Annotated in this window: 19 protein-coding genes; 14 read left to right on the top strand and 5 right to left on the bottom strand. The window is 57.7% G+C overall.

Annotation, left to right across the window (positions count from 1 at the left end):
* Nucleotides 1-178: 178 nt before the first annotated feature.
* A complete protein-coding gene (locus SPHINGO391_RS20360; protein WP_152010558.1) occupies nt 179-892 on the bottom strand; it encodes a transcriptional regulator NanR in 714 nt (237 codons plus the stop codon).
* 318 nt (nt 893-1,210) lie between these two features.
* Entirely contained in the window at nt 1,211-2,005 is a 795-nt protein-coding gene (locus SPHINGO391_RS20355) for an FCD domain-containing protein (RefSeq protein WP_152010557.1), read from the bottom strand.
* A 297-nt stretch (nt 2,006-2,302) separates the two neighbouring features.
* On the opposite strand from SPHINGO391_RS20355, the gene SPHINGO391_RS20350 reads away from it, so the two are divergent.
* The 14 genes from SPHINGO391_RS20350 (at nt 2,303) to SPHINGO391_RS20285 (ending at nt 19,385) form a co-directional block, all read left to right on the top strand.
* Complete coding sequence (locus SPHINGO391_RS20350; protein ID WP_152010556.1) at nt 2,303-3,478, top strand: enolase C-terminal domain-like protein; 1,176 nt, start codon at nt 2,303-2,305, stop codon at nt 3,476-3,478.
* 97 nt (nt 3,479-3,575) lie between these two features.
* Nucleotides 3,576-4,811 (top strand): extracellular solute-binding protein, encoded by a 1,236-nt coding sequence (locus SPHINGO391_RS20345; RefSeq protein WP_152010555.1) that lies wholly within the window; start codon nt 3,576-3,578, stop codon nt 4,809-4,811.
* Between the two features lie 92 nt (nt 4,812-4,903).
* Complete coding sequence (locus tag SPHINGO391_RS20340) at nt 4,904-5,803, top strand: sugar ABC transporter permease (RefSeq protein ID WP_152010554.1); 900 nt, start codon at nt 4,904-4,906, stop codon at nt 5,801-5,803.
* A complete protein-coding gene (locus SPHINGO391_RS20335) occupies nt 5,803-6,663 on the top strand; it encodes a carbohydrate ABC transporter permease (RefSeq protein WP_152010553.1) in 861 nt (286 codons plus the stop codon). The genes SPHINGO391_RS20340 and SPHINGO391_RS20335 overlap by 1 nt, the downstream gene beginning before the upstream one ends.
* A 41-nt stretch (nt 6,664-6,704) precedes the next feature.
* Nucleotides 6,705-7,805 (top strand): sn-glycerol-3-phosphate ABC transporter ATP-binding protein UgpC, encoded by a 1,101-nt coding sequence (gene ugpC / locus SPHINGO391_RS20330; protein ID WP_152010552.1) that lies wholly within the window; start codon nt 6,705-6,707, stop codon nt 7,803-7,805.
* Nucleotides 7,802-9,328 (top strand): DUF5060 domain-containing protein, encoded by a 1,527-nt coding sequence (locus SPHINGO391_RS20325; RefSeq protein ID WP_152010551.1) that lies wholly within the window; start codon nt 7,802-7,804, stop codon nt 9,326-9,328. The genes ugpC and SPHINGO391_RS20325 overlap by 4 nt, the downstream gene beginning before the upstream one ends.
* Before the next feature lie 332 nt (nt 9,329-9,660).
* Nucleotides 9,661-10,419, top strand: coding sequence for an FCD domain-containing protein (locus SPHINGO391_RS20320; RefSeq protein WP_193217356.1), 759 nt, complete (start codon nt 9,661-9,663; stop codon nt 10,417-10,419).
* Nucleotides 10,420-10,533: 114 nt separating this feature from the next.
* Nucleotides 10,534-11,670 (top strand): sugar ABC transporter substrate-binding protein, encoded by a 1,137-nt coding sequence (locus SPHINGO391_RS20315; protein WP_152010549.1) that lies wholly within the window; start codon nt 10,534-10,536, stop codon nt 11,668-11,670.
* A 183-nt stretch (nt 11,671-11,853) separates the two neighbouring features.
* Nucleotides 11,854-13,383, top strand: coding sequence for a sugar ABC transporter ATP-binding protein (locus SPHINGO391_RS20310; RefSeq protein WP_152010548.1), 1,530 nt, complete (start codon nt 11,854-11,856; stop codon nt 13,381-13,383).
* Nucleotides 13,380-14,429 (top strand): ABC transporter permease, encoded by a 1,050-nt coding sequence (locus SPHINGO391_RS20305; protein WP_152010547.1) that lies wholly within the window; start codon nt 13,380-13,382, stop codon nt 14,427-14,429. Before SPHINGO391_RS20310 ends, SPHINGO391_RS20305 begins: the two co-directional genes overlap by 4 nt.
* A gap of 9 nt (nt 14,430-14,438) precedes the next feature.
* Nucleotides 14,439-15,398: an ABC transporter permease gene (locus SPHINGO391_RS20300; RefSeq protein ID WP_152010546.1), complete on the top strand. Its 960-nt coding sequence runs from the start codon at nt 14,439-14,441 to the stop codon at nt 15,396-15,398.
* Nucleotides 15,399-15,407: 9 nt separating this feature from the next.
* Entirely contained in the window at nt 15,408-16,310 is a 903-nt protein-coding gene (locus tag SPHINGO391_RS20295; RefSeq protein WP_152011654.1) for an SMP-30/gluconolactonase/LRE family protein, read from the top strand.
* A gap of 138 nt (nt 16,311-16,448) precedes the next feature.
* Complete coding sequence (locus SPHINGO391_RS20290) at nt 16,449-18,248, top strand: IlvD/Edd family dehydratase (RefSeq protein WP_152010545.1); 1,800 nt, start codon at nt 16,449-16,451, stop codon at nt 18,246-18,248.
* Nucleotides 18,249-18,260: 12 nt separating this feature from the next.
* The gene (locus SPHINGO391_RS20285; protein ID WP_152010544.1) at nt 18,261-19,385 is read left to right on the top strand and encodes a fumarylacetoacetate hydrolase family protein; all 1,125 of its coding nucleotides are present in this window, start codon (nt 18,261-18,263) and stop codon (nt 19,383-19,385) included.
* 156 nt (nt 19,386-19,541) lie between these two features.
* Here SPHINGO391_RS20285 and SPHINGO391_RS20280 read toward each other — a convergent pair whose 3' ends face one another.
* The 3 genes from SPHINGO391_RS20280 to SPHINGO391_RS20270 all read right to left on the bottom strand — a co-directional run bounded on the left by SPHINGO391_RS20280 (nt 19,542) and on the right by SPHINGO391_RS20270 (nt 23,047).
* Nucleotides 19,542-21,131, bottom strand: a complete 1,590-nt coding sequence (locus SPHINGO391_RS20280) for a TRAP transporter large permease subunit (protein ID WP_152010543.1) — start codon at nt 21,129-21,131, stop codon at nt 19,542-19,544.
* A gap of 4 nt (nt 21,132-21,135) precedes the next feature.
* The gene (locus tag SPHINGO391_RS20275; protein ID WP_244615282.1) at nt 21,136-21,888 is read right to left on the bottom strand and encodes a TRAP transporter small permease; all 753 of its coding nucleotides are present in this window, start codon (nt 21,886-21,888) and stop codon (nt 21,136-21,138) included.
* Between the two features lie 148 nt (nt 21,889-22,036).
* Nucleotides 22,037-23,047, bottom strand: a complete 1,011-nt coding sequence (locus tag SPHINGO391_RS20270) for a TRAP transporter substrate-binding protein (protein WP_152010541.1) — start codon at nt 23,045-23,047, stop codon at nt 22,037-22,039.
* Nucleotides 23,048-23,095: the final 48 nt, after the last annotated feature.

Raw genomic sequence — 23,095 nt, 5'->3', positions numbered from 1 at the left:
AACCACGTTGATGGACCGTTTCAAGATGGCCCAGCGGGGTTTGCGCCCGACTGGCAGCGCGGCGTTGCAAAGGGGTTGCGGCGCTGCGCCAATCCACCAATTGGCCAGATCGGACGGATCTGTTCGCCAGGATACCTTACCAGAAAAGATCTTTGGCGCGTGAGAAGAGCAGCAGCTGTCAGGATGCGACGTTCCGCGCATACAGCGCGCGCGACCGCTCAAGATGCTTGATCATGGCATTTTCCGCGGCGCCGGCGTCATGCCGGGCAATGCAGTCGATGATTTCCTCATGTTCGGACAACGTAATGTTTTCCTTGCCGGTCCAAATCAGCATCTCTGTATGGTATTCCTTCAGCCAGCTCAGCATCGCTTCGCTGAAGGCGACGTAGATCGGATTGCCGGAGATGACCGCAATCTGGGTGTGCAAGAGCATGTCGGCAACAATGAAGGCTTCGGCATTGCCAAGCGCCGCCCGCTGTGTTTCCTGGATTTCCCGCAGCCGGGCGATGTCGTCCTTCGATGCCTTTTCCGCAGCTTCTCGGACCATGCCACGCTCAAAGAAAATCCGGGCGGATTTCAGATGTTCCAGGGAATCCTTTGATGAGGCCAGCATCATTTTTGCTGTGGCGTCAACCTGATTGATGATCGATCTGGCGGAGAGCTCCAACACCTTGGCGCGTTCGCCATGGGAAATGGCCACAAGTCCCATACTCGCAAGTGCCTGCATTGCTTCCCGAATAGCAGGACGCCCAACTTTAAAACGGGCCATCAACTCGCGTTCTGATGGCATTTCGTCACCTGGCTGAAGCTCGCCTCCTGCGATCAGACCTTTCAGTCGATCCAGCACCTCATCGGAAAGTTTGCGTCGGATGATAGGTCCAGACTGGTTCATTGCGGAATTGCGCTCCTGTTACAGCATCACAGCTGAGCCGGCTTTGCCACATCTAAATTCGGCTGCCAACCGATTGCAAAGTTTCGCTTATTCAGTTGTTGAGATCAGTATACCAGCTACCCCATCGGATGGAAGAGCTTGTTGGAGGGGGCACTGCAAAAACGGCCTTGTCAGGTGAGGTCTTGAAGCTGACCTGCCTGAACGGTGGTCAGTCGAGGGGTATGGATCGCGTGTCAGTCTTTTGATACTGGCGCGGCGACCGTCATTTTGTGCAATCCGGATGAACGAAGACGGGACGTAGCCGGTGGGTGGGGCGGTTCAGCTTTCCGTCCTACCAAGGAACTGGTCGCCCGCACCCGCGGCCTTCCGCTCACTCCAGTATTCATTGGCGGTACGGCGGTTGGCCTCCAGCATCTGTTCCATTTCATGCCGGGCCAGCGCTCCGTTGCGATCACGAATGGCTTCGGCGACACGGATGTGGCCTTCGCGGAAAGGGGTGCCTCCGTTTTCGGTCTGCACGCCGAATTCATAGGAGATCCGCAAAATGCTGATGATCATCGGGCGCAATTGCCGCATCATAAGGTTGCATGTGGCATCCAGGATGGTGCAGTGGAACCGGCTGTCCTCTGCGTAGAGTTCGCTGGTGTTCAATGCACCGGGATGCAGGGCATGAGCAGCGTCAAGGATGACGCCAATCTGCTCAGGCGTGGCGCGCTGGGCGGCGAGTTCAGCAGCGGCCGGCTCAAAGATACAGCGCAGCTCCGTCGTTTCCACAAACATCTGGCCGATGCGACTGTGCGTTGGCTCGTGCCAGGAAATAACGTCGGAATCGAGAAGGTGCCACTCGCTGATCGGACGAACCTTTGTCCCGTATCGTCTCGCCGTGCGGATCATCCCCTTTCCGGACAAAACCTTGATTGCGTCACGAATGGTGGTTCGGCTCACGCCGAGCGAGACTGCCAGTTCCGGCTCTGTCGGTATGGCTTCGCCCTGCGGGTAGATGTCATTGACGATCCTGCGGCCCAGTTCCTCAACGGCATCCCGCGCCGCGCCGCGCGGCATCGAGGCTGCAACTTCGGTAGGCACAGACGGGTTCAAGGTTTTTTCGCTCATGTTTCCCAACCTGTGGTCTTGGCGACCACCATCCAATATATGTTTCTACATCACATCTAGACTCTAGATACGATCTATGCTAAATCACACCTAGACGCTTACAACAGTTCTGCGGCGATCGCCAGAGTGGTCATTCGTCACAGAAGCCAGAATGGGAGAGGGCATCACTGTGATCAGGGCACGAGGGGGATTTTTCGAAGGAGTTCGCGTGAAATACGGCTCGCCGAACAGTCGGATATGCCGACGACGGCCGGCCGACAGCGCGGGCTCCTGCGCCCGAATCAGGCAATTCCGCTCATGAAAATCACTTCCATACAAACCATTGTGGTCAACGCAGATATTCGCAACTGGGTACTTGTGAAAGTCGTCACCGACCAGCCCGGCCTGTGGGGTTGGGGGGAGGCGACACTGGAATGGAAGACCCGTGCGGTGACCGGGTGCATTGATGATCTGGCGCCACTGGTTGTCGGCGAGGATCCGATGCGGATCAACCATATTGTCAACCGTATGACCCGGTTCAGCTTCTGGAAGCTCGGCGTCATAGGGATGAGCGCGGCCTCCGGAATCGAGCAGGCGTTGTGGGACATCAAGGGAAAGGCACTGGGTGTGCCGGTCTGGCAGTTGCTGGGCGGGCGGGTGCGCGACGGCGTGCGGGTCTACACCCATCCATTGCGGGGCAACCTCGCAGAGACAGCTGAAGCTGCCGACATCTCGGCTGTTTGCGATGATGTCCAGAAGACCGTTGAAATGGGGTACTTGGCGGTCAAGGTCGGGATGATTCCCTATACCGGCTATGACGCCCCGATAGCAGCCGTTCGGCATGTCGCCAAGCTTGCCGAAGCAATCCGGGAGCGGGTCGGCGACGATATCGCGTTGATGACCGATTTCCACGGCCGGCCTGAATCCGCAAGCGCCGCGAAGGCCTATATCGATGTGATTGCGCCGATCGCTCCGCTGTTCGTGGAAGAACCGATCCAGCCCGGCAACGCCCGGCTGATGGCCGAATTAAAACGGCAAGTCGCATGCCCTTTGGCGACCGGAGAGAGGCTACTGCAGCCGGAGCAGTTTTCCGAACTCGTCGAGCATGACGCTGTTACTTACGTGCAGCCGGACCTTGCGCATTGTATGGGTTTTTCCGGCGCGCGCCGGATCGCAGCAATTGCGGAAGCGCACAATATAGGCATCTGCCCACATAACCCCTTGGGTCCGGTCGCCAGCGCTGTTGCGCTGCAGTTCGATGCGGCAACAACCAGTTTCGTCATTCAGGAAGAATGCGTCGGGCTGGTCCCCTGGTTCGAGGACATCTGCTCCGCCTATCCGGTCAGCCTGGTCGATGGTTGCTGGCAGATTCCGGACGCGGCGGGCATCGGCATCGAAATCGACGAGACCGAGGCAGCAAAACATCCATTCAAACAGGAACGCATTCTGGCCAGGGATGCGATCCTGCCAGACGGAACAATCGCCAACTGGTGAGGAGGAACGCTGGTCAAGACCAACGCATACGTAGTGATCAATTGAAAGTTGATACGAAACTCAACTTTTGACTTCAATCAAACTGGGAGGAATGACAATGAAACTCAAAACGATAATGTATGGTTCGCTTACCGCAACCTTTCTGTCGACTGCAGTCGCCAGTGCGCAGGACCTCAAGATCTGGACAATCAATTACACGTCCGACAAGCAGGTCTCGGCGCTTACTGCGGCTGAGGAGGAATTCGAAAAACTCAATCCTGGTGTCGATGTGCAGATCGTCATGCGCGGAACCGACGAGCACAAGACCGCACTGCGCGTGGCCTCAGGTTCGGATACAGGTCCGGATATCTATGCCTACTGGGCAGGACTCGGCCTTGGCGGCGAATATGTTCAGGCCGGCATGAGCGCCGACCTTTCGAAGTATTACGAAAGCTATGGCTGGGGTGACCGCCTTACGGTCCCGTCACTGGCATTTTCGGAAAGTTTCGCCGAGGGCAAGCACGGCATTCCGTTCCGCTTCTCGGGCGAGGCTGTGTATTACAACAAGGAACTCTTCGCCAAAGCCGGCATCGAGGGCGAGCCGTCAAACTATGAAGAGTTGAAGCAAGCCGGTATCAAGCTGAAGGACGCCGGAATTCCGGCCTTCACTTTCGGTGGCACAGTCAACTGGCATGTGATGCGTCTGATGGACGTGATCCTTGAAACCACCTGCGGCGCCGAAAAGCATGATGCGCTGAGGGCGATGGAAAGCGACTGGGCCAGCGAGCCTTGCGCGCTTGAAGCGTTCACCGAGATGAAGTGGTGGACCGACGAGCATTTCCTCAAGCCGTTCATGGGTATCGACAATCGTCAGTCGACAACGCTGTGGTTCGCCGACCGCGCGGCCATGATGCTTGAAGGTGACTGGCACGTACCAACCATCGACGAGAACTCCGACATGTCCAAATACGGCATGTTCCCGTTCCCGACAGGCACTGGCCGCCTCTATGGCTTTGCCGAATACATGTACATCTCGACCAAATCGGACAAGGCTGATCTGGCCGCGAAGTTCCTCGACATGTTTATCTCGGACGAGTTCCAGGTGGCACATATTGGTGCGTTTGGTGCCTTGTCGGTGAACCGGAACGTCAAGCAGGGCGATGACGCTCTTGAGCTTCACAAGGAATGGCTGGACGTGTTCGCCAATGCCAAGGGAACCTTCGTCAATGGCGATCAGGCGTTCCCGCTGGACGTGACGACCGAGTATTTCCGGATCATCAACGAACTGGCCTCGGGAAATCTGGAGCCTCAGGCTGCAGCTGACGCGATGGCTCAGTTCATCGCCAACCGGTAATCCAGGAGCATGGCTTTCGCGGGGTGTATTTCCGCCCCGCGGACCCGTTTGGCCAACACCTCTCCGACACCCTTGTCACGGAAGACCGACCCATGACGACTACGGATTTGTTTCGAACACCGCGCGGCCAGGCCGTCGTCCTGATGGCGCCGGCGCTGGCTGTCTATTCCTTGTTTGCGATCTGGCCGATGATCGATGTGGTGATCCTGAGCTTGCAGGACTGGAACGGTATTGAGGAAAACCGTGAATGGGTCGGACTGCGGAACTATTATCATATCCTCTACAATGATCCTGTTTTCTGGGTCGCGTTCCGCAACACGGTGATCTGGACGATCATGTCGGTGGTGTTTCCGCCGGTGCTCGGCCTGATGCTGGCGCTCGGTTTGAACCAGAACTTGATCGGGCGGGCGCCGCTGCGGGCAATCTATTATCTACCGGTGATCATTGCCCCCATCGCCGTGGCGACCATGTGGCGCTGGATGTACGATCCGTTCTTCGGCCTGTTCACCCAGATGCTGACCGACATGGGCCTGTCCGGCTGGGTCGTCGACTGGCTTGGCGACAAGGATGTCGCGCTCTATTCGATCTTTGTCGCCTATGTCTGGCAGAGCGTCGGTTTTTCGATGGTACTGTTCCTGGCGGGCCTGCAAAGCGTCGACAAATCGCTGATCGATGCGGCTCATATCGACGGCGCCAACCGTCGCGAAATCTTCAAGCACGTGACCTTGCCCGCGCTGCGGCCGACGATCACGATCGTCCTGGTGCTCTCGACAATCTCGTCGCTCAAGGCCTTTGACATTGTCTACGGCATGACCGGCGGCGGGCCTGCCCAATCGACCCAGATGCTGGCGCTCTGGGCCTTTACCCAATCCATGCAGATCTTTGACTATGGCCGAGGCTCCGCCGTATCGGTCGTGCTGCTGGCGATCACCCTGGTGATCGTCGTCCCCTACATGCGCTGGTCGCAACGCCGCGAAGAGGAGGTCCGCTGATGACCGATGTTTCATCGACCATGATCCCCAGGAAGCGGCGCGACCCGGTTCTGATAGGGCTCTGGATATCGCTGGTGGTCGTGGCGTTGATCTGGCTGGCGCCGGTGGTGTTCATCACCTTCACCTCGCTGAAATCCGAAGCCGAGATCTTCTCCTCCGCCGCCTTCGCCTTTCCATCGGAAATCCAGTGGGGCAATTACAGCGTCGCCTGGGCCAAGGGCAATTTCAACCAGACGTTCGTCAACAGTTCGGTGATCACGGTGGTCAAGGTGCCGCTCGGTCTGCTGATCTCCGCGATGGCGGCCTACGCGCTGGCGCAGATCAAGACGGGCTGGAACAAGCTGCTGCTGGTGTTTGTGCTGTTCGGCGCCATGATCCCGTTTCAGGTCATGCTGGCGCCACTGTTCACGCTGGTCAATTCGATGGGCCTGATCGACACCTATCCCGGCATCATTCTGCCCTATCTGGCCTTCGGCGTGCCCTATCAGGTGTTCATCCTGTACGGCTTCTTCAGGGCGGTGCCGAAAGAGCTGACGGAAGCCGCATTGATCGACGGGGCGAGCCACTTCACCATCTTCCGGCGTATTTTCCTGCCGGTCTCGCTGCCGGTTCTGTCCGCTCTGCTGATCCTTGATTTTGTGTCGACCTGGAACGAATTCGCGATGGCACTTGTCTTGCTGCAGGACAAGAACATGTGGAACCTGCCGCTTGGCCTGATGTCCTATCAGGGCCAGTTTTCCAACAATTACGGGCAGTTGAATGCCGCCATCGTGATGACCGTCCTGCCGGCCACGATCGTGTACCTGATTTTCCAGCGCTACTTCGTCAGCGGTCTGACCTCGGGCGCGGTAAAAGGCTGAACCATGAAAAACGAACTGACACGACTGCAAAGGCTTGCAAAATGGCAACTGTAGAGATCGCTGATCTGAAGAAAAGTTTCGGTGCCTTTCCGGTGGTGCATGGTGTTTCCATGGACTTCAAGGATGGCGAGTTCATCATCCTGGTCGGCCCCTCCGGCTGCGGCAAGTCAACCCTTCTGCGGATGATTGCCGGGCTTGAGGATGTCACATCGGGCACGATTTCCATCGGTGGCAAGGTAGTCAATACCCTTTCGCCCAAGGAACGGAACATCGCCATGGTGTTTCAGAACTATGCGCTTTATCCGCAGATGACGGTGGCACAGAATCTCGGATTTTCGCTAGAACTGAGCAAAATGCCCAAGGCCGAGATCGACGTCAAGGTCAACGAATCCGCCGAAATCCTGGGGCTGGCGCCGCTTCTGGATCGCAAGCCGTCGCAGCTTTCCGGCGGCCAGCGGCAGAGGGTGGCCATGGGCCGCGCCATCGTGCGTGATCCGCAGGTTTTTCTGTTTGACGAGCCTCTTTCCAATCTCGACGCCAATCTGCGGGTCAAGATGCGCGCCGAGATCAAGGCGCTGCATCAGCGGCTGGGCTCGACCATCGTATACGTCACCCACGATCAGGTCGAAGCGATGACCATGGCTGACCGTATTGTTGTCTTGCGATCCGGTGTGGTCGAACAGATCGGCACTCCACTGGAGCTTTACGACTTTCCGAAAAACATGTTTGTCGCGGGTTTTCTTGGATCTCCCGCCATGAACTTTCTTCCCGGCAAGCTTGCTGCGGATGGCAGTGCGGCGCTGGTCCTGAACAACGGGGAAAGCGTGGCGCTGGCGCGCCGTCCCGATGTGGTCGGTGACAACGACATCGTGCTGGGGGTGCGCCCGCAGGACATATCGCAAGATCCTGACAACGGCACTGCGGCTACGGTGAAAGTGATCGAGCCCACCGGCGCAGACACCCATGTGCTGGTCGAACTCGCCGGAAACGAGATCACCTGCGTGCTGGGCGCGAGGCTGGACATGAAGCCCGGCGATCAAGTTCGGCTGTCGTTCAAGACACCGGCAGCGCATTTCTTCGATGCAAAAACCGAAGCTCGGCTTGAGGCCTTCTCCAATGAAAACAAGGGACAACAGGCATGACCGTATCAACCACCGCTCAATGGGACCTGATCGAGCACGAGATCAAGGCCGGTGTTTCCGGCAATCCCTATCTCGAAACGGAATTCTGGGGCGTGTTCTCGCAGGACAACCGTCATATCCGTGTTCCGGGCTTTTATGATGGAGACGGGTGCTTCAAGGTTCGCTTCTGTCCGGATCGGCCCGGCACATGGACATTGCGCACGGAATCCGCGACGGCGGCTCTGGATGGTCAGACCGCCAGTTTTGGGGTCACTCGGCCGCGTGATGGCGTGCATGGCCCGGTCAGTGTGCGCAACCGGTTCCATTTCGGCTATGCCGATGGCACCCCATTCAAGCCTTTCACGACCACCTGCTATGCATGGACTCACCAGCCGCTGGAGCAGCAGGAGCTGACCTTGAAGTCACTTGAGTGCCGTGCCTTCAACAAGATGCGCATGTGCGTCTTTCCCAAGCACTACCCCTACAACGAAAACGAGCCGCTGCACCATGTCTATGAACTGGATTCGGACGGCAAGTACGATCCCGACAAGCCGAACTTCGAAGCCTTCCGACATTTTGAAAACCAGATCGCCAGACTGGGCGAAATGGGAATCGAGGCGGATGTCATCATCTTTCACCCCTATGACCGCTGGGGCCATTGCAAGTGGACCGAGGAGCAGGACTACCGCTATCTGCGCTATCTCGTGGCGCGGATAGCGGCCTACCGGAATGTGTGGTGGTCGCTGGCAAACGAGTATGACTTCATGCTCGACATCAAGCCGATGGAACGCTGGGATCGGTTCTTCTCGATCATCGAGGAAGGTGATCCACTGCGCCATCCCAAGTCGATCCACCAGGGCAACCCGTCCATGCTCTACGATCACCGCAAGCCGTGGGTCGATCATGTGTCGATCCAGCATTTCGAAACGGCGCGGACGGCGCAGTGGCGGTCAGATTACGGCAAGCCAATCGTCAATGACGAGATGCATTACGAAGGAGATATCATCCAGTGCTGGGGCAGCATCACCGCTGAAACCATGGTCGACCGGTTCTGGATGACGGTGATGAAAGGCGGCTATGCCGGCCACGGCGAAACCTACAGTCACCCAAAGGATCTGTTGTGGTGGGCCAAGGGTGGCGAGTTACGCGGTCAAAGTGCTCAGCGGATCGCTTTCCTGCGGAAGATCGTTGAAGAGGACGCAACCCATGGCCTGACCCCGTTCGAGGAAATCGACGGCTTGCGCGCATGGCGCAGCCTTGGCGTGTCACGCGACGGAGATGTTACCTATATCTATTTCGGCGAACATCGCCCTGTCATCTGGTCGCTCGGATTGCCTGAAAAGGATGGCGACTGGGAGGTCGATGTGATCGACACCTGGAACATGACGATCACGCCTGCAAAACGGGTTCCGGCACCAGTTCCTGTCGCGATCAAGCACGCGGAAAGGACGGTCGGAGGCAAGGCGGACGCTGCCTTCGGCATCGAGCTTCCGGGCAAACCAAAACTCTGTGTCAGGGTGCGACCGACCAGAAAACACCAGTAGCCGCGAACTTGGGAGAAGTGATCCCTCGCATCTTCATGCCTTGGGATGAGTACGCCAGTCGCTCCGCAGCATTGAAGAACTGGTTCCCGCTCGGATGCGTCAGCCAACATACAAGCACTGTCTGGACAAGCTGACCCGATTGGTCAGCTTGTCCGGCTGCGTCCGTTCGGGTGAGCATTCCGCACCCTGCTGTGAGAGGCTGCCAAAGAAGCGGAGCCTGATAATGCAGCTATTTGTTGGACCAAAATTCTCTCAAGGCACGATAGAACGAGACTATTGACTCAAAACCGGGGTCATCATATCTAATTGTCCTACAAATGGAGACTTGCAAAGTGGCGCGCGACAACGAGACATCCGGATCCAGTCCGATCATTGAGGTCGGTTCGGTGGTCGAGGCAGAGGAAGACGCGACCACTCGCTCATCCTCCCGCTCGGCGGTGGATGAAATGGTGCAAAACATCCGCGGGCTGATCTCAAGCGAGGGACTGACCGTTGGTGACAATCTGCCGACGGAACGGGAACTGTGTGAGCGCTTTGAGGCCAGTCGCAATACAGTGCGGGAGGCGATGCGCATTCTCAAGGCCTACGGCATCGTCTCGGTACGCCCGAAAGTCGGTGCGACGATAATCGATGATCGCATGCAGCGGGCGCTCGATCTGTTCTCGTTCAATACGCTTGAGGTTTCACGCGACACATTTGTCGATGTTCAGGGGTTTCGCGGCCTGCTCGAAGTTGCCTCCGTCGACTTGCTGTTCGACAAGCTCGTTCCGGAGGACATTGCCAGCCTTCACGCTGCCAATGAAGATCTTCGAAAGGCGGAAACCGAACTGGATGCGTCAGAAGCCGATTTCCGGTTTCACACCCGGCTTGTCCAGATCATGGACAATAAGGCTGTGCTTGACGTCTACAAGATCATGAAGCCGGTGATCCTGAGGATCATGCTGCGCGGTAAGACGCGCCAGACATTCTCGACCTTGACGTTCGCCGAGCACGCGGAAGTCCTGCAAGCGCTCGAAGCGCGTGACCGAACTGCATACCAGTACAAGATGAAAACACATCTGGAGAACGGCTTCAGGCATTTCAGCGTCTAGCTGCTGAACGTTCGCTCTGTCGTTGCGCTGGGAGGCAAGACGGCGAGTGGGGAGGGATGACCACCTGGAGTGGCATCAAGACAAGGCGCAGTTGGGCGCCAAGGGAGGAGAGACATGAAGATCAAGACTTGTATTGCCGCGGCTCTAGCCAGCTTTATGCTGTCGACAAGCCTAACACTAGCTGGCCCGGCAGTTGTTGCCGGCCCGGGCGTAAACCCGGAATGTTTTGCGCCGTGGAGCGCTGACACCAAGTACTACCAGTGGCCGGCAAGGGAAGGCCCTTACAAGGTCGCAATCGTCAACGGGTTCGTCGGCAATGGCTGGCGCATTCAGATGATCAAGACCGCAAAGGCCTTTGCGGAAGACCCCTCGATGAAGGACAAGATCGCCGATTTCAAGGTCGTTTCGACAGGTACTGATGCCGCCACTCAGCTCGGAGCCATCGAGGACTTCATCAATCAGGGCTTCGATGCCATCGTGACGATTGCAGTTTCGTCCGAGGGGTTTGATCGTGTGATCAGGCTTGCTGACAAGCAGGACGTTGTTCTGGTCCCATTTGACAATGTGCTCGACACCGATGCCGTCATGCAGGTCAATGAAGATCAGCTGGCGATGGGACGCACCTGGGCGGAGTTTGTGCTCAAGCAACTCGCCGATGCCGGCAAGACCTCGGGCAAGGTACTGGAAGTGCGCGGCTTGGCAGGCAACTCGGTGGATCGCGACCGCTCCATCGGAATCAATGCTGTGCTTGACGAGTCCGGCGGCGACTGGGAGCGGGTTTCCGTTGTCGGCAACTGGGATGACGGAACAGCACAAAAGGTCGTGGCCGACGCTATCGCTGTTCATGGCACTTTCGATGCCATTCTGGCTCAGGGCGGTACGACCGGTGTAGTTCAGGCGATGCTCGATGCCAACCACCCGATGGTTCCTGTTGCTGGCGAATCCGAAAACGGCTTCCGCAAGCTGGTCGCCGCGCATTCGGATAAAGGCCTCAAGGGCATATCGATTGGCCAGTCGCCCGGCCTCGTAGCCATTGCCATGAAAGCGGCCGTTTCCGCTCTTGAAGGTAACGTCATGCCGCAGCTCATCTCGGTGCCGCTGCCCGTGGCGACCTACGATCAGCTGGAAGACGGGGTGAACTACTGGACGGATCTTCCAGACAATTTCTTCACGGTGAACGAGTTCCCGCCTTGCGGCGTGAATATCACCGGTCCGTCGATCATGGCCCAGACCGAGGCCGACGCGAAGTAGTTCCCGCCATCCCGGGAGGCTTGCATCGACTGGTGGATGAAGATGCGAAGGCGGCTCAACCCGCCGCCTTCGCGCCATTTCTCTGCCGGGTGACCTGGCACTCCCGCCATTCAAAAACTCCAATGCTTGCCGGCCGTGCCGGTGCCTGCAATCCGAATGCGGGGAAGAGGGAGCCTCGTCTTGATGTCAGACCAACAACCTGAACCACCGATCGTGCAATTGACCGGGGTATCGAAGTATTTCTCGGGCGCGCGTGCCCTGGAAAGTGTCGACTTTGCCTGCCGAAAAGGCAGCACCCATGCCATCCTGGGAGAAAACGGTGCCGGAAAATCGACCCTGATAAAGATCATGTCAGGAGTGTTGCGGCCTGACAGCGGGACCTTGCGGATTAACGGACAGCCAAGGCAATTTGCATCGCCCTCTGATGCGGCAAAGGCGGGCATCGTCTGTATCTTTCAGGAACTCTCACTCGTTCCCGACCTCAGTGTCGCCGACAATATCTCCATATCCGATCCGCCACGCCGCTTCGGCTTGATCGACGCCAGGGCGCAGCGGCGCCGCGCGGAAGAACTGCTGGCGCGGATCAAGTGCGAGGACGTCAGTCCCAATTCGCTGGTGCGCGACCTTAGCCTTTCGCGGCGGCAAATGGTGGAGATCGCCAAGGCGCTGGGCAAGAAGCCGCAGGTTCTGATTCTGGACGAAGCCACGTCAGCGCTGACGAGCCGCGATGTGGAAACGGTTTACACACTTCTCGCAGACCTCAAGACCGACGGTGTTGCCAGTCTTTTCATCTCCCACCGAATGCACGAGGTCGAGGCCTTGTGCGACACGCTTTCGGTGTTCCGAAATGGCAGTCACGTGGAGACCTTCTTAAAGGGTGAAAAATCTGACGGAGACATTGTCCGCATGATGATCGGCCGCGATGTCGAAGCGCAGTTCCCGGCAAAACCGGCGCCCAGATCACATGAACGGAGCCTTACGGTTGAAAACCTGAAATGGGAAGACCGGCTGAACGGGGTGAACCTTGAAGTCGGGAAAGGGGAAATTGTCGGTCTCGGCGGCCTTGACGGGCAAGGACAGAAGGAACTGCTACTGGCCTTGTTCGGTGTGTTGCGCGGGGTTGAAGGCACCATTTCCGCCGGCGACAAGGCGGGGATCCCGAAGTCGCCCGCCGCATCCAAATCCGGCAATGCCCGTATCGCACTGGTGCCTGAAGACCGGAAGACGGAAGGGTTGATGTTGCCAATGTCGATTGCCGACAATCTGATCGCTGCATCCTATGAGAAGATCTCAAAGGGTTTCGTCATCCAACCGGGAATGGAAAAACAGGCGGTGGCTGACGGCATTGCCAAGCTCCAGATCAAGGTCAATCAGACCGATGATGCGGTGGCGACGCTTTCAGGCGGCAACCAGCAAAAAGTGGTCATCGCCAAATGGCTCATGACCGATCCCGATATCATCCTGCTCAATGATCCGACGCGTGGAATCGACATCGGCACCAAGCAGGAAATCTATCGGTTGATGCGAGACCTTGCCGATGATGGCAAGGCGATCCTGTTCTACTCGACGGACTACGCCGAACTGATTGGATGCTGTGACCGGGTCTCGGTGATGTATGACGGCGCGATTCTGACCGAACTGCGGGGTGATGCGATAACCGAGGAGGCGATCGTCGCGGCAGCTCTCAACATCGATACGGGAGCAGCAGCATGAGTGACTACACAGGCGCCGCTGCGGCCAGCTTTCGACAGAACCGTGGTTTTTATGGCGCCCTTGCGCTGCTGATGGTTATCTACCTGATTTACAATTTCATGCATCCACGTGGTTTTTCCACCGCGGTTCTGGTGCAGAACGCCAACGAAGTGGTGGCTATTGCCTTTGTGGCAATGGCGCAGACATTGCCAGTGCTGCTTGGTGGTCTCGATCTATCGGTTGGTGCAGTCATGACGCTTGCGTCCTGCATTGCATCGGAACTGGTCACCGGTTCTCCGGCGCAGATTGTCTTCGGGATGGGCGTAACCCTGTTGTCCGGTGCCGCCTTTGGCATGATGAATGGGTTGATCATAGTCTACGGGCGTTTGCAGCCGATCATTGTGACGCTGGCAACGGGGGCAATCGCCATGGGGTTGGCACTGTTCATCCGGCCCAATCCCGGCGGCAATGTCGATAGTGATCTCAATTGGGCGATGACCAATTCGCTGTGGGACTTTGTCGACACCTATGGCATTTTCGACCCTGACGCGACCTGGTTCCAGCCGTTCGCATGGATACCCGTACCGCTGATCTTCCTTTTCGGGATTGCGGCGCTGACATGGATTCCCTTCCGTCGCTCGGTCACCGGCCGTACCGTCTATGCCATTGGTTCTGCGGAAGGAGCCGCGTTCATGTCGGGGCTGCCGCTCAACCGGGCGAAAATTGCCGCGTTCACGCTCGGGGGTTTTTTCGCAGCGTGCGGCGGCCTGTATCTGGCCATTCAGACGTCGTCCGGCAATGCCGACATCACACAGGCCGGCAGTTACACGCTGAACTCGATCGCTGCAGTGGTGCTCGGCGGCACATCTCTCATGGGCGGTGTTGGCGGCGCCATTGGTTCGTTGGTCGGCGCCTTCATCCTGAGGGTGATCTCTTTCTATTTCCGTATCGTTTCCATTGATCCGCTGCTGCAGCCCCTGGTGGAGGGCTTTGTCTTGCTCGCAGCGGTCAGCCTTGGCGCCATCCGGACGTTGAGAGTTAAAAACCGGCTCGAACTTTTCCGATAGGTGGCATCCATGCAATCCTACATTTCCCGCATCAAACCTGAAAACAAACCAACGCTCATTGCGTCCGGGTTCATTGTTGTCATCCTCCTCATCGGGACGATCTACACCCTGGTCTCGCATGGGACGGCGCCATTGTTGTCGCCCAACTATGTCTTGCAGCAATTGCAGACAGGGGCGTTTCTTGGAATTGTCGCTGCAGGCATGATGATGGTCATTCTGCTTGGCCATATTGACCTGAGTGTGCCGTGGACGCTGACCACAGCCGCGATGATGGCGACCACGGTGGGTGGCGACATGGCCATCCCGACCGCCATTGGCATCGGCATTCTGGTTGGACTGGCGAACGGAATGGGCGTTGCCTTTCTGCGCATCCCGTCAATGATCTTTACATTGGGAGTGGACTCGGTTCTGCGCGGTCTGATGGTGGCGCATACCGGAGGATTTGCCCCTCCGGACCAAGCCACGGCGTTGATGCGATTTCTCGCTGCAGACAAAATTGCAGGAATTCCGGTGGCGATTTTCGTTTGGGCGCTGGTGTCGGTTTTCATCGCATTTATGCTGAAGAGAACCGGCTTTGGAAAGTCGATCTACGCAACAGGCAATCGGGAAACCGCAGCCTATCTGTCTGGTATCAGGACCCGTCGGGTGATTGTCGGTGCGTTCATCGTTTCTGGTGTCTGTTCGGCCCTTGCGGGCGTGTTGTTGGCTGGCTATTCCGCCAAGGCCTATCAGGGTATGGGCAACGCGTTCTTGCTGCCGGCGATTGCGGCCGTCGTTCTCGGTGGCACCCGCATTCTTGGTGGCCAGGGTCGCTACCTGGGCACTGTTGTCGGCGTCATTCTGATTGTTCTGCTCAATTCGGTTCTTTCCATAATGCAGATGCCTGAAGCCGGGCGGCAGGTCATTTATGGCTCAGTGATCGTAGGCATGCTGCTGGTCTACGGACGTGGCCAGAAAATCGTGTCGTAGGAGGAGATGATGTCATTGCTTTATGATGTTCGTGATGATCGCTTTGCCCAGCTGACCCACAGCCATGCCCGGCTTGATACGCTGTGGACTGGAGGGCGATGGTGCGAAGGGCCAGCCTATCTGGCGGCCGGGAGATACCTTGTCTGGTCCGACATTCCCAACGACCGGGTCATGCGGTGGGATGAAGCTGATGGCTCGGTTTCGGTTTTGGAGCAACCCTGTCTCAATCATAACGGACATACGGTAGATGGCGCCGGCCGCTTGATCAGCTGCGAACATGGAGGGAGAGCCGTCAGCCGGATCGATTACGACGGGACCCGTCACGTTCTTGCTGGTCGCTTTTCAGGCAAGCAGCTTAATTCTCCAAATGATGTTGTGGTGAAATCGGATGGAACGATCTGGTTCAGCGATCCGACCTACGGAATTGACAGTGACTATGAAGGCAATGTCGCAGTGTCGGAGATTGGCGCCAGCAATGTCTACCGGATAAATCTTGATGGCACGATTGATGCGGTCGTTACCGATATGGTGCAGCCGAACGGATTGGCGTTTTCGGTTGACGAGCGGCTGCTGTATGTCTCCGATACAGGGTTCACCCATCAGCCCGACTGCAAACCGAAGATAAGGGCTTACCCGATCTCGGCCGATGGCGAAATGATTGGCGAAGGTCACGATGTCGCCGTTTCGGAAAGCGGTCTTTTTGATGGCTTCCGCGTTGATACCAATGGCAACTTGTGGTCCTCCGCTGCCGACGGCGTGCATTGCTTCTCGCCAAGTGGTGAATTGCTTGGAAAAATTCTCGTTCCCGAAGTGGTGGCGAATGTCTGCTTTTTCGGGCCCAAGCGGAACCGGCTCGCGATTTGCGCAACCACGTCTGTCTATTCCATTTACGTCAATGCGCGGGGCCTCTGAGGTCACGGCTCGATGTGTGCACACAAGCATCCAGGAACTGAGAGCGAACGGTCTGCTCGAACACCGAGGAGATGAGCAATGGTCCCTATGGGCGGCAATGGGTCCGCGACCTCAAACAGCGTATGAAAGAGGAAGAATATGTCAAAGCGGAAAACAGCTGACGCGTTGCGTTCACGGCTCTGGTTCTCCAATCCCGATAATCCCGAAATGACTGCGCTATATGTCGAGCGCTATGTCAATTACGGTCTGACACGCGCAGAACTGCAGTCAGGAAAACCGATTATCGGGATAGCCCAGACAGGCTCTGATCTCTCTCCGTGCAACCGGCATCATGTGGAGCTGGCAAAGCGCGTCCGGGACGGAATCATTTCCAGCGGCGGCGTGCCTTTCGAGATTCCGGTGCACCCTATTCAGGAAACGGGCAAACGCCCGACTGCGATGCTCGACCGGAACCTTGCATATCTGGGTCTGGTAGAGGCCCTGTACGGTTACCCGATCGATGGCGTCGTGTTGACCATCGGCTGTGACAAGACCACGCCCGCGCTGCTGATGGCAGCTGCGACGGTCGATATTCCAGCAATTGCGTTCTCTGTCGGCCCGATGCTGAACGGTTATTTCCGCAACGAGCTGACCGGATCGGGCACCATCGTATGGAGAGCCCGGGAGTTGCATGCGGAAGGCAAGATCGATGACGAGCAGTTTGCAGACCTGGTAACGTCCTCGGCGCCGTCGGTCGGGTACTGCAATACGATGGGAACGGCCTCGACGATGAACTCGCTGGCTGAAGCGCTGGGCATGCAGCTGCCCGGATCGGCTGCGATTCCCGCGCCCTACCGCGAGCGAGGCCAGATGGCCTATGCTACCGGCCAGCGCATCGTCGAGATGGTGTGGGAGGATCTCAAACCTTCCGATATCATGACCCGTCCGGCATTTGAAAACGCCATCGCGGTCAATTCGGCGTTGGGCGGTTCAACGAACGCCCCGATCCACATCAATGCGATTGCCCGGCATATCGGTGTACCGCTTTGCAATGATGATTGGCAGGCGTTCGGCTATCACGTTCCCTTGCTGGCCAACATGCAACCCGCTGGCGCCTATCTCGGTGAGGATTTTCACCGAGCCGGTGGAGTTCCTGCGGTCATCGGGGAGTTGATGGACGCAAACATGTTGCCCAACCCGGATGTGATGACCGTGAACGGGCGCACGATCGGAGAGAATTGCAGCAACCGCCTCAGCGAGAACAAGGAGGTGATTTTCCCGACCGGAAATCCGATGCTGGCAAATGCCGGCTTCCTCAACATGAAAGGCAACCTGTTCGACAGCGCAATCATGAAAACATCGGTGATATCGCCTGAATTCCGACAGCGGTATTTGTCGGACAGGACGCACCCGGGTGCTTTTGTCGGACGGGCTGTCGTTTTTGACGGTCCCGAACAATACAACGCCACGATCGATGATCCGGCGCTCAAAGTGGATGAGAATTGCATTCTGGTGATGCGCGGCGCCGGCCCTCTGGGCTATCCGGGAGGAGCGGAAGTGGTGAACATGCGGCCGCCCGGCTACCTGCTCAAAAGGGGCATCACCTCCTTGCCCTGCATTGGTGACGGACGGCAATCGGGCACATCTGCCTCCCCGTCAATCCTGAATGCCTCGCCAGAGGCGGCGGCGGGCGGCGGGCTGGCCCTGCTGAGAACCGGTGATTCCATCCGGATCGACCTCAACAAATGCCAGGTTGATGCCTTGGTGCCTGCGGCAGAATGGGCGCAAAGAGCGGTCGATCTTGCCGCGAGTGGCGGATACCCCGTCCCGAAGAGCCAGTCGCCCTGGCAGAGATATTTCCGTGACCTGGTTGAGCCGTTCTCCGAAGGTATGGTGCTGCGCGGTGCGACGGATTTTCAGGCGATCGCTCGGAAATCGACGCCACGGGACAATCACTAGGGAGTGTCGCAGATGCTTGAGAACACGGAAACCGGAACATATCTTGGCCGCGCATGGATTGATAGCGAAGGGGGACCCTGCGTTGTGACAGTCCGCGACGGATACCTGATCGACATTACCAGCCGGCTCGCCCCCACCACCCGGGATGTATGCGAAACTGAAAACCCGGCGGACTTTGTCAGCAATGCGAAGGGTCGTGTTGTTTGCGCCATTGCCGAACTGGAACGCCACCCGGATGTCAGACTGCTTGCACCGAGTGATCTGCAGTCGATCAAGGCGTGCGGCGTGACCTTTGCCGAATCCATGGTTGAGCGTGTGATCGAGGAGCGCGCGGGCGGCGACCCGGCCAAGGCCAATGAACTGCGTCAGCGGATTGGAGCCGATATCGGGGCAAGCCTGAGTGAGGTTGTGCCCGGATCTGAAAAGGCGCAGCTGGCGAAGCAGGCGCTGATCAAGGAAGGTCTGTGGTCTCAGTACCTCGAAGTCGGGATTGGGCCCTTTGCAGAGGTGTTCACAAAATCGCAGCCGATGTCGGCTGTCGGGACGCTTTGTGATGTTGGAGTCCATTCTCAATCCCTTTGGAACAACCCGGAACCGGAAGTGGTGCTTGCGGTCAACTCCCGGGGGGATATCGTCGGAGCTTCGCTTGGCAATGATGTGAACCTGAGAGATTTCGAGGGGCTGTCAGCGCTGCTTTTGGGCAAGGCCAAGGACAACAATGCATCCTGCGCCATCGGCCCGTTGATACGGCTGTTCGATTCCACGTTCGGGCTTGATGATGTCCGCAGCGCCGAACTGCAGCTGACGGTCACGGGAGCCGATGGCTATCTGCTGTCCGGTCACTCCAGCATGCGGATGATCAGCCGAGACCCCACGGATCTGGTCGCGCAAACCATCGGCGAGAACCATCAGTATCCGGACGGGTTCATGCTGTTTCTGGGAACGCTTTTCGCGCCCGTCCAGGACCGTGATGTTCCTGGAATGGGCTTCACGCATCAGATCGGTGACCGGGTTGAGGTCACCAACGCCAAGCTTGGAACCTTGCAAAACACGGTGCGCCTGTGCAGCCAGTGTCCGCCCTGGACCTTCGGCGCCAGCCATCTCATGCGCAATCTGGTGCAACGCGGTCTCGTCTGAAGGCTGCTATCAACCCCGTTTTCGCCGAGTCCGGGATGAGCGAAGGAGACTTGATTGCGCGCCTGAATTGGCGTGTGGGCGCGCGGCTGGCCTGCTCGCGAACGGTCTCGGCAGCGTGCTGCCGAGACGCTGAGGCAAAGTGAAGAGCGATCCTTCCTAGAGGAAGAACGTCACAATGTTCGGCCACAGCAACAGCACCAGCAGCGCCAACAGCTGAATGCCGATGAATGGCAGGAAGCCCTTGAAAATATCCGTCAGGGTAATGTGCGGCGGGGCGACCGACTTCAGATAAAACGCGGCCGGCCCGAAGGGAGGCGTCAGAAAGCTGACCTGCATGTTCATCGTGAACAGCACTCCGAACCAGATGGCGATGTATTTGGGCTCGATGTTGCCGAAGAAGCCCAGTTCGTCGGGCGGAAGTGCCAGCACGATCGGTAGGAAGACCGGCATGATCAGCAAGACGATGCCGATCCAGTCCATGAACATTCCCATGATCAGAAAGACCAGCATCATCACCATGATGACGCCCATGGTCGGAAGCTCGGCATCGACAATGAGATTGGCGACATAGGTTGGACCGCCGGCGAGCGTATAGGACGCTGCCAGTGCCGCAGCTCCGACAGTCACCCAGATGATGGTTCCGGTGGATTTCATGGTACGCATCAGCGACACCCAGACAATATCGAAGCTCATTTCGCCACGCGCCAGGGTTATCAGGAAGACTGCGACCACTCCCATGGCCGCAGCCTCGGTAATGCCGGTCACGCCGCCATATATCGATCCCAGTACGACGCCGATGACGATCAATGGTGCGACCAGTCCCTTTCCCATTTCCCAGCCGGTGCGGACTCTCTCGCGACCGATCACGAACTGGACAAGCAGCGCGCAGACGATCAGGACACCAATCAGGAAGCTCACGTTGGATGTCATTCCGGCGGTTTGCACCATGCCATCTTCGTCGACATCCGCTCCGGCTGCAGTGGAAATCAGGGCCCGGACCAGCAGGAGCACGGTCGCGCCCATTGTCAGAACAGTCAGGAAACCGGCGAAATAAATCGCCTTTTCCTGAAATGGTGGATCGTCGGGATCAGGTTCGGGAAGCGGGGCCTCATCTGGGTGCAACTGTGTTCTGATAATGATGTAGATGATGAAGAAGGACGCCAGCATGAAGCCGGGCAGGAACGAGGCCGTGAACAAAGCCTTGATTGAGGTTTCCGTGACAAGACCGTAGAAAATCAAGACGATGGAGGGCGGGATCATGGTTCCAAGCGACCCGCTGGCGCAGATGGTGCCGATCGCCAGATTCTGGTTGTAACCGAGCCGCAGCATCTGTGGCAGGGCGATCAGCCCCAGCAGAACAACCTCACCGCCGATAATGCCGGACATTGTCGCCATGATCACAGCCATGATCGAGGTGACGATGGCAATGCCACCGCGGGTGCGGCTCAGCCAGACATTCAGTGATGAATACATATCCTTGGCGATGCCGCTTCGTTCAAGCAGCGCTGCCATGAAGATGAACAATGGCACCGAGATCAGGACATAATTGGTCATCTGCCGGTAGACAGCCTGGGCGACCACGGCCAATGGCCCGCGCCCGAAGTCGCGGAAGAGAAGATCGGGTCCAAATTTCATCACCAGAACCGCACAGGCCAATGCGGCCGATGCAAAGCCCAACGGCATGCCCATTGCAAGTAGTGCAAACAGTGCGACCAGCAGAATCAAAGACAGCGTTCCCATATCCATCGGACTATTCCTTGATGCTCTTGCGGATGTTCTGGATTTCCACCTCGTCGATCTCGTCGAGGGGTGAATGATGCTCGGGCATCTTGTTCCAATCCGCGATCAGGTTGGACAGCGCCTGAATTGCCACCAGCGCCATGACAATCAGGATGGCGGGTTTGATGGTCGCGGGGAGCGGAGGATCCCAGGCGGTCCCGAAGGTTTCCCAGCGCAGGAACTTGTCGCGCGCCTCGTTGTAGCCGCCCCAGATCAGCAGGAAGGTGAAAACCCAGATCAGCAGGACCGATGTGATGTCGGACAGCTTCTGCAACCAGCGGGGAAAGAGGTCGTAGACGACATATATGCGGATGTGACTGCGCTGCTGCATGGCATAGAGGCCCGCAAGCAGAAACAGGAATCCGGCCATCCACAACGATAATTCATTGGCCCACAAGGTGGGTTTTTCGAACAGGTAGCGCGACACCACTTCAAAAAACATCACCAGAACGACAGCCGTCGTGCCGATCATCGACAGGCGGGAGCAGATCAGGCTGACGATATCGAAAAACCCCGAAGGCTGCTGTTCAATGGCGCCGCATGTATCGGACAGGTAGACGCTGGCTGAAAACAGGGCGACGGCGCCGGCGACCATCGTCACCAGCACGAAGGGAGCTTCCGCCGGCGAGAGAAAATCCCTCATGTTTGTATCAAGTTCGAAGAAGAACTGGCCCAGGATCAGCATCGCGGACAGGGCGACAGTTGCAGATAGGCTCGTTGCCATTATCCAGTACATCGGCCTGCGCGCAGGTCCTAGCCACAAACTTTCAGCATTATCAGCCATTGATGCCGCCCCCCTTGTGAAGCTGCCACTATGCGGCAACGAGCCCCGAGGGGCTCGTTGCCTGCCTTGAGTTCAAGTGCGCCGGAGCTTACTCGATCTTGCCGGTTTGGCGCAGGAAGGTGCGGTGCGCTTCGACCAGGGCCTTGGCTTCCGGAGTCTTGTCAGCCCAGCCATCCCAGGCGCGCTGTGCGCCTGCACGGAACGCCGCGCGATCTTCAGCCGACCAGTCGTACAGATTGACGCCTTGTTGCTTGAGCTTGGTTGCAGCTTCCGCGTTGGCGACGTCGATGGTCATGGCAGTTTGCAGGGCAAGTGCCTGTGTGGCGACCTCGAAGATTGCCTTGATGTCGTCCGGGAAGCTGTTCCAGACATCGAGATTGAACGTCACATGATCGACCGGCATCGAATGGAAACCCGGATAGGTCGCGTGGTTTACCAGATCGTAGAGGCCGAGACCGACATTGTTGGCAAGGCTTGACGCATCCGCACCGTCGATGATGCCCGTCTCCAGCGATGTAAACACTTCGGTGAAGTCCATGACGATAGGGGAAGCTCCGAGTTCGGCGAAGATCTCGGTTTCCAGACCTGGAGGCGAACGGAACTTCCAGCCCTTGAGATCTTCAGGACCTCGAAGCGGCTTGGAGGAAGACAGCGATTCCTGTCCACCGGTCCACCAGCCAACGAGGTGCATGTTGTAGGCTTCGTAAAGGGCGTTAGCGGCTTCCTGGCCTCCGCCAAAATAGAAGAAGCTGTACAGCTCATATGGCGTATCGTAGCCCCCCATGGGGTCGCCAACAAACTGGAAAGCCGGGTTCTTGCCGGTCTGGTATGCGCCGCCATGCATTTCCCCATCAAGGATGCCGCTGGCAGCCGCATCGAATCCCTCAACAGTCGCGACGACGGATGAGGACCAGAACATTTCGATGGCCACCCGGCCACCCGACATGGCTTCGACATTGTCGATGAAGCGCTGTGCCAGCTTTCCGGATACTGTTTCGGCGCCGTATTGTGTCTGCATGCGCAGATTGAAATCGGCGGCGTACGCATTCGACGCCACGAGTGCCGCGGCAGTGCCGGCGGCAAGCAATAGAACTTTCATTTTTTCCTCCCAGAAAAATCAAATGATCGCGACGCTCTGCATTCCCCT

The sequence above is a fragment of the Hoeflea sp. EC-HK425 genome, assembly GCF_902498795.1.
Taxonomy (GTDB): Bacteria; Pseudomonadota; Alphaproteobacteria; order Rhizobiales; family Rhizobiaceae; genus Hoeflea; species Hoeflea alexandrii.
This window is presented reverse-complemented; position numbering and strand designations above follow the sequence as displayed.

Coding starts and splice junctions, on each gene's coding strand:
- SPHINGO391_RS20360 (WP_152010558.1), bottom strand. CDS start 892: ATGAACCAGTCTGGACCTATCATCCGACGCAAACTTTCCGATGAGGTG.
- SPHINGO391_RS20355 (WP_152010557.1), bottom strand. CDS start 2,005: ATGAGCGAAAAAACCTTGAACCCGTCTGTGCCTACCGAAGTTGCAGCC.
- SPHINGO391_RS20350 (WP_152010556.1), top strand. CDS start 2,303: ATGAAAATCACTTCCATACAAACCATTGTGGTCAACGCAGATATTCGC.
- SPHINGO391_RS20345 (WP_152010555.1), top strand. CDS start 3,576: ATGAAACTCAAAACGATAATGTATGGTTCGCTTACCGCAACCTTTCTG.
- SPHINGO391_RS20340 (WP_152010554.1), top strand. CDS start 4,904: ATGACGACTACGGATTTGTTTCGAACACCGCGCGGCCAGGCCGTCGTC.
- SPHINGO391_RS20335 (WP_152010553.1), top strand. CDS start 5,803: ATGACCGATGTTTCATCGACCATGATCCCCAGGAAGCGGCGCGACCCG.
- ugpC (WP_152010552.1), top strand. CDS start 6,705: ATGGCAACTGTAGAGATCGCTGATCTGAAGAAAAGTTTCGGTGCCTTT.
- SPHINGO391_RS20325 (WP_152010551.1), top strand. CDS start 7,802: ATGACCGTATCAACCACCGCTCAATGGGACCTGATCGAGCACGAGATC.
- SPHINGO391_RS20315 (WP_152010549.1), top strand. CDS start 10,534: ATGAAGATCAAGACTTGTATTGCCGCGGCTCTAGCCAGCTTTATGCTG.
- SPHINGO391_RS20310 (WP_152010548.1), top strand. CDS start 11,854: ATGTCAGACCAACAACCTGAACCACCGATCGTGCAATTGACCGGGGTA.
- SPHINGO391_RS20305 (WP_152010547.1), top strand. CDS start 13,380: ATGAGTGACTACACAGGCGCCGCTGCGGCCAGCTTTCGACAGAACCGT.
- SPHINGO391_RS20300 (WP_152010546.1), top strand. CDS start 14,439: ATGCAATCCTACATTTCCCGCATCAAACCTGAAAACAAACCAACGCTC.
- SPHINGO391_RS20295 (WP_152011654.1), top strand. CDS start 15,408: ATGTCATTGCTTTATGATGTTCGTGATGATCGCTTTGCCCAGCTGACC.
- SPHINGO391_RS20290 (WP_152010545.1), top strand. CDS start 16,449: ATGTCAAAGCGGAAAACAGCTGACGCGTTGCGTTCACGGCTCTGGTTC.
- SPHINGO391_RS20285 (WP_152010544.1), top strand. CDS start 18,261: ATGCTTGAGAACACGGAAACCGGAACATATCTTGGCCGCGCATGGATT.
- SPHINGO391_RS20280 (WP_152010543.1), bottom strand. CDS start 21,131: ATGGATATGGGAACGCTGTCTTTGATTCTGCTGGTCGCACTGTTTGCA.
- SPHINGO391_RS20275 (WP_244615282.1), bottom strand. CDS start 21,888: ATGGCAACGAGCCTATCTGCAACTGTCGCCCTGTCCGCGATGCTGATC.
- SPHINGO391_RS20270 (WP_152010541.1), bottom strand. CDS start 23,047: ATGAAAGTTCTATTGCTTGCCGCCGGCACTGCCGCGGCACTCGTGGCG.